The sequence below is a fragment of the Bacillus cereus group sp. N14 genome, assembly GCF_016483555.1.
In the GTDB taxonomy this organism is placed as follows: Bacteria; Bacillota; Bacilli; order Bacillales; family Bacillaceae_G; genus Bacillus_A; species Bacillus_A wiedmannii.
Genome location: NZ_JAEHBQ010000038.1, coordinates 18,357 through 32,117 on the forward strand (window position 1 = coordinate 18,357; position 13,761 = coordinate 32,117).

Consider the following 13,761-nt stretch of genomic DNA (forward strand, 5'->3'; position numbering starts at 1 on the left):
AGATAATGGATAAAGGAGATGTATTCATTATGATTATGCGTTTCGGATATGTCTCACATGCAATGGCACTCTGGGACTGTTCTCCGGCTAAAACGATGACATTTACAAGCTTTCAAAAGCTTAGTAAACAAGAACGAGAAGATAAATTATACGATGTTACACGGCAAAATCTTGAGCATACAATACGTATTCTTCATTACAATATAGCTCATGAAATTCCATTATATCGCTTATCTTCTTCCATCGTCCCACTTGCAACACATCCCGAAGTCGAGTTTGATTACATCGGGTTGTTCACACCGCTTTGGCGTAAAATTGGGACATTAATTAAAGAATACAATTTGCGAGTAAGTTTTCATCCAAATCAATTTACACTATTTACAAGCGACAAGCCACATATTACAACTAACGCTATTACAGATATGGCCTATCATTATAAAGTATTAGATGCAATAGGAATTGCAGATTCTTCTTATATTAACATCCATGTAGGTGGTGCCTATGGAAATAAAGAACAGGCGGTTGGACGTTTCCATAAAAATATAAAAAAACTTCCTGCACATATAAAAGAGCAAATGACGCTTGAAAATGATGATAAAACATATACAACTGCTGAAACTTTATCGATTTGCCAAAAAGAAAAGATTCCATTCGTATTTGATTATCATCATCACATGGCAAACCTTTGCGAAGAACCGCTAGAAGTATTACTCCCTGTAATTTTTGAAACTTGGTCACATACAAATGTCCCTCCTAAAGTTCACATTTCCTCCCCTAAATCAAAAAAAGAATTTAGGGCTCACTCTGAATATATTGATTTAGAGTTTATTAAGCCTTTCTTACACATTGCAAAAAAAATCAACCATAATTTCGATATTATGATTGAAAGTAAACAGAAAGATTTAGCAATGCTGCAATTAATACATGAATTATCCTCTATAAGAGGGATAAAAAGAATAAATAGCTCAACATTACAATGGTAAATTGTAATGTTGAGCTATTTTTTTCAAAAAAAGTAATTTTTATAGTAAAAAACAACCTATTGTATATGCTATGATTGGAATTAGCATTTTCCACCTGCGATTCAACTTTATTGAAACGGAGCCATAATATGATTAATCAAAAAAAATATGTACACTTTGTCACGATGTATATAATTATATTTTCCCTTTGGATATTTCTTATCCCTAAGGACTTGAATATAAAAGAAATTGGAATTCTCTTCTTATTTTGTTTTGCTGCACTCTTTTCTTGCTATTGCTTATATAAAGCTATTAAGAAAATGAAGCGTAGTGATAAATTATTTTGGGTTTTATTACTCTGCACTTGCATATGCGGACTAACTATGGAAATAACTTTATTCCTTCATTCACTTTCTATATATGATCAAGTCATATTCTCATATAAGGCACTACCTTTTTTCATCATACAATATATTTTGCTCTTTTCTGGGTTTGCTATCAAATTCATAAAACATTATTCTATTAGAGGCCTTGCTCAATTTTCATTCGATAGTATCTTTATTGTTATTATGAATATTTATTTTACCTTAACTTTTATTTTGGACCTCTCAAGCTTTCGTATGTTAACAACAGATCACTGGGTTTTAATTGGATACTTTATTGCACAAGCATTAGTAATTTACGCCGTTATTAGCCTATATAGACGAGAACAATATTCTGCTAGCAGAATTTCATTAATTATCGGTTTTACTATCATACTTGTGTACGGGTATATACATCTGTTCCAACTAAACATGGGGATGAAAACTTCTTCTGAAGTCTCTTATTTAGTACATACTGCTTCAATTTTATTAATTGGTTTATCTTCCATACTATACATTTTGGACAAACCAATGCAGCATGAAACGAAAACAAAGTATTATCGATTTGATTATGTGCGCTTTATATTACCCTATTTCAGTATAATCATTACTTTTTCCTTTATTCTTATTCAACCTTGGGATGATAAGTTCATGCTAATCGGTCTAGTATTATCACTCATCTTATTATTCCTACGACAACTTTACATGTGGAAAGATAATCAAGCACTAATCGATACATATGAACAGTTGACTACACAACTAGAAGGCAAAGTAGAAGAGGGTGCATCTGCGTTATCAAAGAGTGAACAACGCTATAAATCGTTATTCGAAGATCATCCTGATGCCGTTTTCTCTTTAAATATGGATGGTATTTTCCAACAATCTAATACAGCTTGTGAAAGCTTATTTACTGCCTACTATTGTGAAGTAGAAAGCTATTCTCTTCTACACTTTATTGACTCAAAAGACCATGATCTACTAAAGAAAGCTTTACAAATAACAAAAGAAGGTAGACCACAAACTTTAGAAGTTCGCACAAAAGAAAAAGAAGGCTATTACTATTATCTTCACGTTACACTCATCCCTACTTTCATAAACAAAGAAGTTGTTGGGATGTTCGGCATAGCACGTGATATTACAACTTTATATGAAAAACAAAAACAAGTAGAACATTTAGCCTTTCATGATGCACTGACTGGATTACCAAATCGCCGAAAGTTTGAAAAAGATTTAAAAAACATTTTAAATACAGCTCAAACTAGCGTGAATGATGTTGCCGTTATGTTCCTTGATTTAGATCGATTCAAAAAAATTAACGATAGACTTGGTCACGATGTCGGAGATCTATTATTAATTGAAGTAGCAAAAAGATTACGTGGTTGCTTGCGTTCAAAAGATATCGTTGCTCGCCAAGGTGGAGATGAGTTTACAATTCTATTACCAGATATGTACTCAGAAAAAAGTGCGGCTTTTATAGCTGAACAAATTTTAACCGTTTTAAACAAACCATTCTCCATTAAAGACGAAGAACTGTCTATTACACCGAGTATCGGAATTGCCATGTATCCTGATTACGGGACCGATGTTACTGAATTAATGAAAAATGCTGATATGGCTATGTATCGCGCGAAAGCAAATGGAAAAAACAGATTTGTTTTCTTCTCAAAAGAAATAAGTATCGCCCAAAATGAAATCCAATTCTTAGAAGGTGAACTTACAAAAGCATTACAACAAAATGAATTTTTCCTAGAATATCAGCCACAAGTAAGCACAAAAACAAAACAAATTATCGGTTTTGAAGCATTAATTCGTTGGAAGCACCCAAAACTCGGCATCGTGTCTCCTGCCCAATTCATTCCTCTAGCGGAGGAAACCGGATTTATTATTGAACTTGGAAATTGGATTTTACGTACCGCTTGCTTAGAGGCAAAAAGATGGCATAATCAAGGGTTTTCTCACTTAAAAGTTGGTGTGAATTTATCTGTTGTTCAATTTAACCATGCAGATTTAATCCCTACTATTTCAAAAGTGTTAGAAGAAACCGAACTAAAATCAGAAGCACTAGATATCGAAATCACAGAAAGTATCGCAATTAATCAAAATCAATCTGTCATTTCCAAACTAGAACAGCTTCAAAATCTCGGTATTCAAATTTCAATCGATGACTTTGGAACTGGTTATAGTTCTTTAGCTTATTTAACAAAATACCCAATCAACACATTAAAAATTGCTCGAGAGTTTATTTGCGGAATTACAAATAGTCCTTTAGAGGAAGCGATTATCTCCTCCATCATTACACTATCTAAAGAACTAAACTTAGAAGTTATTGCAGAAGGTGTAGAGACGGAAGAACAATGGACGTTTTTATATGAACAAAACTGTGACCACATTCAAGGATTCCTTATTAGCAAGCCCGTTTCTAGTAAAGACGTTTGGATGTTACTACACAAAAAAACAACCGTCTAAGTAAGACGGTTGTTTTTTAATATTCAAAAGGTAGATCTCCAGCTAATTGTACCTCTTGATCATTATGAGAAATTACTTGGCTTTTCTCTAATGCTGTATCACCTAATGAAATACCCCATGCCATTGCTAACGTTAATAGGCTACCAATAAGTAGTTTCTTCATATTCCATCACCCACATTTTTTATTTTAATATATCATGAAATTTTATCCATATCCTATGCAATTATGCATATCCATTTTTTGGTTATCTATCTACTGATTTTATCTGCGAGCGCTTCTTTATATGCATGCATTTCTAATATATCAAAAAAGAAACTTGCCTTTTTATATGCATCTTCAATCTCTGGCTCATCATACCCCAATTTTCCTAGGCATTCGCCTCTTTGATAATATAGCTGTCCAATTAATGCCATACTATTAATTCGGCATGATATTTCAATTGCTTTATTTACTTGATAAAGTGACCCTTCATATTGCTCGTCTAAGTATAATGCTTTTGCATGATTATATCTTACCTTCACGTCGAATTCTTCATTATCATGCAATGTCTCTAATTGTTTTAATATATCTTCAAATAACTCAATACTTTTCTTAAAATAATTATTTTCAGCATAAATATTTGCAATTGCATTCTCTATATAGAGATTTTGGTATACGTCTATTCCAGCTAATTGTTGGTTTAACAATTTTTTTAATTCTAAAATACAATATTCGTAATCGATTTTCTTCAATATGTAAGCTGCTACATGATATTGCCATTGAAGAAACTGCTGGAATTCAGGATGATATTCTTCCTTTTTTAGCTCATTCCATACTCTATTATAAATCTCTTTATATTTTTTTTGCTTACACAGCATAATGACTTGATCTTTAAACTGTTTTTTTCTTTCAATATCAGAATAAATAAGTACCTCATAAAAGTGAATAATGGGAACTTGTAACTTTGCTGCGATACCTTGTAATATATCCATACTTGGGTATACCGCGCCCGATTCAATTCGACTCACTTCCGATTGATGACATATGTTATCGGATAACTGTTTTTGTGTTAATCCCCTCATTACCCTAATCTTCTTAATTTCACTTCCTAATTTTTCTGCGTGCATACTTACTCACCATCCCATTATAACAATCTAATTTGTTAAGTTGTCATACCACTACCATAATGTGAATTCGACAATTTTTGATATGAAATAATGCATAATATATATAAAATTCGGCAAATTGTTCATACAATCCATCTCACATACAATAATAGATTAGTAGTTTTATAGATAAATTATAGAAAATTTGCCCGTGCCTTCGTTACATTCGGTCTTCTTTATCCTTTATCAGCAGAAGCTATTTACACCCAAGAACTAGATAAAAATGAAGTGAAAATTGAAATTGCTTAGCCTAGTTTAACGCTTTAAAAATGACACAACCTCAAAATGATACGAAAAAATATGGCGAAAAAGTATTTAAGGGGTGAAATAAATGAGGCTAAAGCTCAACAAGGGTGAATGACAACTGAAATGAATGTAGATTCCCAACCTACAAATAAAGAAATAAAAGAAAATTAAACCGAAGTTCGCCTTGCACAAACTTACAAAAACTATAAAATATATAGTCAAGATTTCATTGTAAAAGTAGATAAAAATGGAGTAATTACAACTGTTAGTGGCAAGGTTGTCCAAAATTCAGACCAATAACCTAATCTAACTATAACAAATTTTTTGTCGAAAAATGAAGTAAAATCTAAATTACGCGATATACTTCAAATTCTGAGCGATGCGACTGCGACGAAACTCTCTATTGAAATACTTGTTTATAAGAAAAAAGAAGCTTACCACTCATAGGTAAACTTCTTTTTCATATCCATCCCTTTTCTTCCGCAATTGTAATTGCCTCAATTCTATTTTTCGCATCGAGCTTCGTTAATACTTCAGAAATGTAATTACGTACTGTACCAGGTGAAAGATAAAGTGCCTTCGCAATTTCATTTGCCGTCTTTCCTTCTTTCGCAAGTAACAATACTTCTTTTTCGCGATCTGATAACGGATTTTGCTCCTGCCATAAGCCGAACATTAAATCTTGAGAAATCTCTCGCTTTCCTTTCATTACATTACGAATCGCTGCAGCTAAATCTTCACTTGGGCTATCTTTTAATAAATATCCGTGCACGCCTGCTTTCATTGCTCGTTCAAAATATCCAGGGCGCGCAAATGTTGTTAAAATCATTACTTTGCATGCTGATTTTTCTTTCTGCAACGTTTCCGCAACATCTAATCCGCTTTGAATTGGCATTTCAATATCCATAATGCTTACATCAGGTTGTAGCGATTCAATTAGTTTTAGCGCCTCTTCCCCGTTCGCAGCTTGCCCAATTACTTCAATATCATCTTCTAGATCAAGTAGGGCCCCTAATGCGCCACGAAGCATCCGCTGATCTTCTGCAATAATAATTCGAATCATGCCCTCACCTCATCTTTTCCTGTTCTAATGACAACTGGTACTTTTACTATTAATAGTGTCCCTGGATTGATTGTGCTCAGTTCAACAAACCCATCAATAAGAGCGATACGCTCTTTCATACCACGAATGCCATTTCCATCGTGGTTTTGATCCGCTAAACCAATTCCATTATCTTCTACTGTCAAAATTAATTCACCTTGTGATTCTAGTACAGAAACTGTACAACGCGTCGCCTTACTATGCTTTACAACATTTGTCACAGCCTCACGTAAACACATTCCTAAAATATTTTGTTCAATGGGTGATAACGAACTTGCACTCGTTTCTTGTTTTATTTCTAATTCAATAGTAGCAGCTTGTAAGATCGCTTTTATTTGCTCAAGCTCTTCTTCTACTGTAATCATACGCATATCAGAAATTAGTTCCCTTAGCTGCTTTAAAGCGGTACGAGATGTTTGCGTAATTTCCTTTGCTTCCACACTTGCACGCTCCGGATTTTTTACAATTAACTTTTCCACGAGCTGACTTTTTAAAGTAATGAGTGATAACGTATGCCCTAACGTATCATGAAGATCCCTTGCAATCCGTTGCCGCTCTTCACGTTTTACTAAGTCTTTAATTTGTTCGTTTGCTTCTTCTAATTGATTTCTTAACATCTTTTTCTGATTAAAATTACGCATTCCGAATGGTGTAAGAAGCATTAAAATAAACATTGGAACGATATTTACTAAACTTGCAGTTGTTAGTTGATTCATATTTACAAATAAAAATGCCCCAAGCATTATAACTAACAAACATAATAGCACTCGAAACACTTTCTTATTTGGTGCAAATCCCATCGCACTTGCGGTGAAAAAGCCAAAGAATATCATGAAAGGATTGTAAAATAAAGCAAATAAAAAGATAAGTACCATTTGAATACATGCCCAAAAAACGAACGTCCTCTGCACAAAATAAAGCTGACGGTATGTGATAATAAAAACTATCAACATACCGCTTCCAATTACAAGCTTCCACCCTGACGCCTGCACTAAATGGTAAATTGGAAATAACAGATACACGAACCACATATACGGGAAGAAACCCATCTGTTTCGGAAAAATCTCAATCCTCTTCTTCTCTATCATTTATACCGCTTCCTGTCTTTTTCTTATATATATTGATATTACAACAAATATAAGGAAATAACCTCCTAGTACCGCGATATTTTCCCAACCAACTGATTTTCCAGCTACAATATCCCATGCACCGCTTCCGAAGTGATATGTTGGTGTCCATTCACCAATAGATCTTAATATTTTCGGAAATACTTCGATTGGCATCCATAACCCGCCAAGAATTGCTAAACACATATTTAAAATATTGGCTAAACCAGCAGCAGCATCAACCTTTTTAATAGAACCGACTATCGATCCAAGCGCTAAAAACGGTGTTACACCTAGTAATAACCATAAACCAGCACCCATCCATTGACCGAACGTTAACTGAACATCATTAATTAAAATACCTGCTATAAAAATAACTACGATCGAAAAAACATTTACTACTGTTTGCGAAACAATTTTTGCGGAAATGTATGCTCCCTCTGGCAGAGGTGTAATTCTCAAAAGTTGTGCCCATCCTTTTTGTCTTTCCTCAGAAAGACGCACACCGAAGCTAAAAAGTGCTGTTCCAATAATACTAAATGAAGTCATAGAAATTAAATAATGAGCTTTCCATTCATTCCCGTTCTGTGGCACTTGAATAACATTTGTGAAAATGTAGTAAAACATAACTGGCATTAATAATGAGAAAAAGATAAATAATTTATTGCGAAACGTACGTAATATCTCCATCTTACATTGCATCAAAAATGCTCTCATGCGATTCCCTCCTCCTGATTTGCGATAAACTGTTCAAACGCTTCATCAAGACTTCCACGTTCAACCGAAACATCTGTTACAGGTAAGTTCTTTTGATAAATCGCTTTTAAAGTTGCATCCGTATCTTCAGTTGTTAAAGTGAAGTGCCCTTCGTTTGACTTTACTTCTGTTACATTTGGTAATTCCTTTAATAACTTTGTAGGAATGCTTTCCTTCGAATAAAATGAGATCGTTTTTCGAGAAATCGTTGCCTTCATCTCATCTGGTGTACCATCTGCGATAATCTTTCCACTCGCAAATAATAAAATGCGATTCGCCAATGCATCCGCTTCTTCTAAATAATGCGTTGTTAAAATAATTGTTTTCCCTTCACTTGCTAACTTTCGAATTGTTTCCCAAAACGTTCTTCGAGACGTAATATCCATCCCAACTGTCGGCTCATCTAAAAATAGCAAATCTGGATTTCCTGCAAGTGCGAGCGCAAAATTTAACCTTCTCTTTTGACCACCTGATAATTTCTCACATCTTTGCTTTCGCTCCGATTCTAAGTTTGATAACTGTAGTAACGTTTCTTTCGCTACCGGATTCGTATAATAACTACGGAATAACTCAATTGCCTCTTCCACCGTAATGCTATCAATGACACTTACTTCTTGTAACATCGCACCGAGGCTATTACGAACATCTCTATGCTTGGGACTCCTTCCAAATATAGAAACAGTTCCTTCCGTAGGATCCTTTAATCCAAGCATCATCGACATCGTCGTCGTTTTCCCTGCACCATTCGGTCCAAGTAGTGCTACAATCTCTCCTTTATTCACATAAAATGAGACGTTATTTACTGCCTTTTTATATTTAAATGTTTTAGAAACACCATTTACTTCTATAATCTTTTCCATCTCTCCACCCCCGCTGTTTCTTATATTTACATTGTACGTGTTGGAAAACTTAGGAAACAGTATGATGCGTCATGACATCAATATGACAATTGTCATGTATTCCTTATGAGAGGAATCAACCTACATACCGCAAGCGAGTAGCAGGACGAAAATAAACATGATACAATCGGGTAAGATATACATTCGAGGAAGGACAGTGGTTTTCATGATTATTCGTAATGAACAAGATTTAGAAGGCTTACGAAAAATCGGCCGCATCGTTGCACTTGCACGTGAAGAAATGAAAAAAGAAGCGAAGCCAGGTATGACAACGAAAGAGCTTGATTTGATCGGTAAAAAAGTATTAGATGAGCATGGTGCTATTTCTGCACCTGAAAAAGAATATGATTTCCCAGGTGTAACTTGCATCAGTGTAAACGAAGAAGTTGCTCACGGTATTCCAGGAGATCGCGTATTAAAAGAAGGCGACTTAGTAAATGTCGACGTATCTGCTGCACTTGATGGCTATTATGCAGATACAGGTATTTCATTTGTACTTGGAGAAGATGAAGCAAAAGAAAAGCTTTGCCAAGCAGCGGTTGATGCATTTTGGGCAGCAATGAAAAAGGTGAAAGCTGGTTCAAAACAAAACCAAATTGGTCGTGCTGTTTCAAACTTTGCACATAAAAATGGATATAATGTAATTCAAAACTTAACTGGTCACGGTATTGGTCTTAGCTTACACGAAGCACCAAACCACATTTTAAGCTACTTTGACCCAATGGATAATGCGCTTCTAAAAGACGGTCTTGTTATCGCTGTAGAACCATTCATTTCTATGAAGGCTGATCACATTATCGAACGTGGCGATGATGGTTGGACATTTGTTACACCTGATAAAAGCCTTGTTGCACAATGTGAACATACAGTTGTCGTAACACGCGGCGAGCCGATTATTTTAACAGAAATATAAAAAATAGCCGTTTGGTAGCAGAAACCTACCAAACGGCTATTTTTTATTACTTTTAGGTATGCAAAAATTTATATAAATAAAAGGTGGTGCATCAAGGCACCACCTTTTTAACGGGGTGAGGCTGCCCAAAAGTACGGAAAACCTTTGAACAGCCTCGTATTTTCATATGGATGCCTTACATATATCACTGATGATAATTATGAAATGCGGAAACATATTTATCATCACATGATTCAAACACGAGAAAAGAAACCCTACAGTGGATTCTTTTCTCTACATAATCTAAAGTTTGGGTACACTAGATTCATGCAATGTAGGAGCTTTCCAAACAGAAAGCGAACCTTCATTTAAAATGATAGCATACATATCTCCACCAAAAATATGCAAATATGCATATAGTATTTTTTATTTCTCAATGTCAGAATATTGAAAAATAAAAAATGTAAAGGTAAAATAAAGTCGTTATCCGTCTTCTTTTGTCAGTCAGAGAGAATAGAAGAATAGGAGAGGAAAAAATGAAAAAATCTTTAAAACAAAAAATAGTAAGCTCTTTGCTTGCTGTATCACTCGCTGTTAGCTTGGCTCCAATTGGACAAGCCAAAGCTGATTCCACGTCAGAAATCACACAGACTTCACCTATCACAAAACAAGTTGATGCAAGCCGCGCCATCGAACACATCCGTTTCTTATCCGAAACAATTGGTCCTCGCCCTGGTGGGACAAAATCAGAAGAATGGGCTTCTCGCTACGTTGGTATGCAACTTAAATCAATGGGCTATGAAGTAGACTATCAACCATTTCAAGTGCCAGATCAGTACGTTGGCTTTATTGAATCCCCATTATCCACAAAGCGTAATTGGCAAGCTGGCGCTGCTCCTAACGCACTAATTTCTACAGAAGCTGTTACAGCTCCTCTTATCTTTGTTCAAGGTGGGACAAAATTAGAGGATATTCCAAATGAAGTAAATGGAAAGATTGTTCTATTTGAAAGGGGAACAACAGTAGCAGACTACAATAAACAAGTTGAAAATGCTGTTAGCAAAGGAGCAAAAGGTGTTCTTTTATACAGTTTAATTGGTGGACGCGGAAATTATGGACAAACCTTCAATCCCCGCCTAACGAAAAAGCAATCTATTCCTGTCTTTGGTCTTGCTTATGCGCAAGGAAATGCATTTAAAGAAGAAATCGCTAAAAAAGGGACAACAATTCTTTCCCTAAAAGCGAGACATGAATCTAATTTAAAATCCTTAAACGTCATCGCTAAAAAGAAACCAAAAAACAGTACAGGTAATGAAAAAGCTGTCGTTGTAAGTTCGCACTATGATAGTGTAGTTGGAGCACCTGGAGCAAACGATAATGCTTCTGGTACAGGATTAGTATTAGAGTTAGCTCGTGCTTTTCAAAATGTAGAAACTGATAAAGAAATTCGTTTTATTGCTTTTGGTTCTGAAGAGACTGGCTTACTTGGCTCCGATTATTACGTTAATAGTTTATCCCAAAAAGAACGCGATCGAATTTTAGGTGTCTTTAACGCAGACATGGTTGCAACAAATTACGATAAAGCAAAGAATTTATATGCTATGACGCCTAACGGTTCTCCAAACCTTGTAACAGACGCAGCCTTACAAGCAGGTAAACAATTAAATAATGACCTCGTACTGCAAGGGAAATTCGGCTCCAGTGATCACGTGCCATTTGCTGAAGTTGGTATTCCTGCCGCCCTATTTATTTGGATGGGTGTCGATAGTTGGAATCCATTAATCTATCATATCGAGAAGGTATATCACACACCTCAAGATAACGTATTTGAGAACATTTCACCTGAACGTATGAAAATGGCATTAGAGGTTATTGGTACAGGCGTCTATAATAGCCTTCATTCCACCGTAAAAACAGGAGAGAAAGCCGCTTAATACTATTTCAAGCCACCGATTAATCGGTGGCTGTTTATTAAGAAAAAATGAATATGCATAAAAGCATATTCATTACATGGTATTATGGTGTATAATTAAAATCGTAATATATAAATAAAGGATATCAATCGCATAGCATTATGTAGAATAAAAAATTTAAATACTATTGATTACATCTAATGAGAAGGTTTTTCAATTATAAAAAGGTGCTCTTGCAGTTGTGTTAACTTGAACTTCAGGAACTAATGCCTTCATTCCTAAAATAAACGTTGCATCAGCTACTCAAGAACAAAGCTTTACAATATGCTATTTCTAAATTAGCCATAAAAATGGCTATGCATTCATCCAAAACTTAATGAAACATAGCATTGACCTTAAATTACATGAGATACCACGCTCTAAGCTTATGGTCCAATGATAATGTGCTTCTTAAAAACGGTTTTGTTATCGTTTTAGAGCCCCTGATTGAGTCCACCTTGAAACTGTTCCCTTTTTTCTATAAAAAAAAACCCTTCAGGCTGCATTCTTCCCTTCACCTTATTGTGAAGTGTTTTTGAATACTTACCTAAAGGGAGCAATATCAATAGTAATTTTTTAATTTGTCAGCTACTCAGTTTACAGTGTAATCAATAATCTAAAGCTTTTTTATTATTTAATTCGCTGACGAGCGAGTAGGATTCCACCTAAAAGGAACAATACCATACCTCCAAGAATTGAACTCATTCCTGCTGATGTTCCTCCTGTGTTAGGAAGTAATGTTGGCTTATCATTTTCTGTAGTAGGTGGAACTTTTGAATCGCTATTGTTGCCTGTATTTGTGTTTGGATTTTTCGGATCTGTACTTGGATCTTTCGGATCTGTGCTTGGATCTTTCGGATTTGTACTTGGATCTTTTGGATTTGTACTTGGATCTTTTGGATCTACATTTGGCTCGTCCTTGATTTTTGTATTTGTGATGTCATAACCTTTTACTTTGGATTCATACCCAGCTACTGGTTGTTCCTTCACTTCATACTTGTACGCTACTCCATTTTCATCGTATGCTTGGAGCTTTTCAAACGTGTACTTCCATTCTGTTGCCGCTGTTACTTCTTTTGTGTCTACTACTTTACCGTTTTGTAGTAAGTCTACTTTAATCGAACTTGGACGATCTGTTGCATTGTTATCGTTCCACGTTTTTGTTCCTTCTACTTTTGTTTCGCCTACTTTTGTATTCGTGATGTCATAACCTTTTACTTCGGATTTGTATCCGTCTACCGGTTGTTCCTTCACTTCATACTTGTACGCTACTCCGTTTGCATCATATGCTTGGAGCTTTTCAAACGTGTACTTCCAGTTTGTTTCTGCTGTTACTTCTTTTGTGTCTACTACTTTACCGTTTTGTAGTAAATCTACTTTAATTGAACTTGGACGATCTGTTACATTGTTATCGTTCCACGTTTTTGTTCCTTCTACCTTTGTTTCGCCTACTTTTGTATTTGTGATGTCAGTACCATTTACTTCGGATTCATATCCTGCTAATGGTTGTTCTTTTACTGTATACTCGTAAGCTTTTCCTTCCGCATCATATGCTTCTAAATCTGTGAATGTATATTTCCAACCCATTACTGCGAATACGTCTTGTGTTTGAATCACGTTCCCGTTTTGTAGTAAGTCTACTTTGATCATTGTCGGACGGTCTGTTGCATTTCCGTCTTTCCACGTCTTTATTCCTTCTACTTTTGTTTCGCCTACTTTTGTATTTGTGATGTCAGTACCATTTACTTTGGATTCATATCCTGGTACTGCCTGTTCTTTCACTTCATACTTGTACGCTGCTCCGTTTGCATCGTATGCTTGGAGCTTTTCAAATGTGTACTTCCATTCTGTTGCCGCTGTTACTTCTTTTGT

General features: G+C 35.2%; 11 protein-coding genes and 1 pseudogene. 5 read left to right on the top strand and 7 right to left on the bottom strand.

Features of this window, described 5'->3' with window-relative positions; translation table 11 throughout:
* Positions 1-29: 29 nt before the first annotated feature.
* Positions 30-983 (top strand): UV DNA damage repair endonuclease UvsE, encoded by a 954-nt coding sequence (gene uvsE / locus JDS82_RS28165; protein ID WP_199714292.1) that lies wholly within the window; start codon positions 30-32, stop codon positions 981-983.
* 128 nt (positions 984-1,111) lie between these two features.
* Complete coding sequence (locus JDS82_RS28170; protein ID WP_000609939.1) at positions 1,112-3,790, top strand: DUF4084 domain-containing protein; 2,679 nt, start codon at positions 1,112-1,114, stop codon at positions 3,788-3,790.
* Between the two features lie 16 nt (positions 3,791-3,806).
* On the opposite strand, the gene JDS82_RS28175 is transcribed toward JDS82_RS28170, so the two are convergent.
* Both JDS82_RS28175 and plcR read right to left on the bottom strand, forming a co-directional pair.
* Positions 3,807-3,953 carry a quorum-sensing peptide PapR gene (locus tag JDS82_RS28175; protein WP_000734732.1) on the bottom strand — a complete coding sequence of 49 codons (147 nt, stop codon included), beginning with the start codon at positions 3,951-3,953 and terminating at the stop codon, positions 3,807-3,809.
* An 86-nt stretch (positions 3,954-4,039) separates the two neighbouring features.
* Positions 4,040-4,897 (bottom strand): transcriptional regulator PlcR, encoded by an 858-nt coding sequence (plcR, locus tag JDS82_RS28180; RefSeq protein ID WP_000542915.1) that lies wholly within the window; start codon positions 4,895-4,897, stop codon positions 4,040-4,042.
* A 408-nt stretch (positions 4,898-5,305) separates the two neighbouring features.
* Here plcR and JDS82_RS28185 point away from each other — a divergent pair.
* A pseudogene (locus JDS82_RS28185) lies at positions 5,306-5,629 on the top strand (bacillolysin).
* Positions 5,630-5,642: 13 nt separating this feature from the next.
* Here JDS82_RS28185 and JDS82_RS28190 read toward each other — a convergent pair.
* From JDS82_RS28190 to JDS82_RS28205, 4 genes are read right to left on the bottom strand one after another with little or no spacing between them, the layout of a single operon-like run.
* A complete protein-coding gene (locus JDS82_RS28190) occupies positions 5,643-6,245 on the bottom strand; it encodes a response regulator transcription factor (RefSeq protein WP_000619265.1) in 603 nt (200 codons plus the stop codon).
* Entirely contained in the window at positions 6,242-7,372 is a 1,131-nt protein-coding gene (locus JDS82_RS28195; protein ID WP_048566722.1) for a sensor histidine kinase, read from the bottom strand. Before JDS82_RS28195 ends, JDS82_RS28190 begins: the two co-directional genes overlap by 4 nt.
* The gene (locus JDS82_RS28200; protein WP_001201067.1) at positions 7,373-8,107 is read right to left on the bottom strand and encodes an ABC transporter permease; all 735 of its coding nucleotides are present in this window, start codon (positions 8,105-8,107) and stop codon (positions 7,373-7,375) included.
* Positions 8,104-9,006: an ABC transporter ATP-binding protein gene (locus tag JDS82_RS28205; protein ID WP_199714293.1), complete on the bottom strand. Its 903-nt coding sequence runs from the start codon at positions 9,004-9,006 to the stop codon at positions 8,104-8,106. Before JDS82_RS28205 ends, JDS82_RS28200 begins: the two co-directional genes overlap by 4 nt.
* A gap of 157 nt (positions 9,007-9,163) precedes the next feature.
* On the opposite strand from JDS82_RS28205, the gene map reads away from it, so the two are divergent.
* Positions 9,164-9,958: a type I methionyl aminopeptidase gene (map, locus tag JDS82_RS28210; protein WP_002096176.1), complete on the top strand. Its 795-nt coding sequence runs from the start codon at positions 9,164-9,166 to the stop codon at positions 9,956-9,958.
* Positions 9,959-10,473: 515 nt separating this feature from the next.
* Positions 10,474-11,871 carry a M28 family metallopeptidase gene (locus JDS82_RS28215; protein WP_000749135.1) on the top strand — a complete coding sequence of 466 codons (1,398 nt, stop codon included), beginning with the start codon at positions 10,474-10,476 and terminating at the stop codon, positions 11,869-11,871.
* A 648-nt stretch (positions 11,872-12,519) separates the two neighbouring features.
* Here the strand turns inward: JDS82_RS28215 and JDS82_RS28220 are convergent.
* The coding region (locus JDS82_RS28220; RefSeq protein ID WP_199714294.1) for a Cna B-type domain-containing protein at positions 12,520-13,761 on the bottom strand (1,242 nt) is incomplete at its 5' end.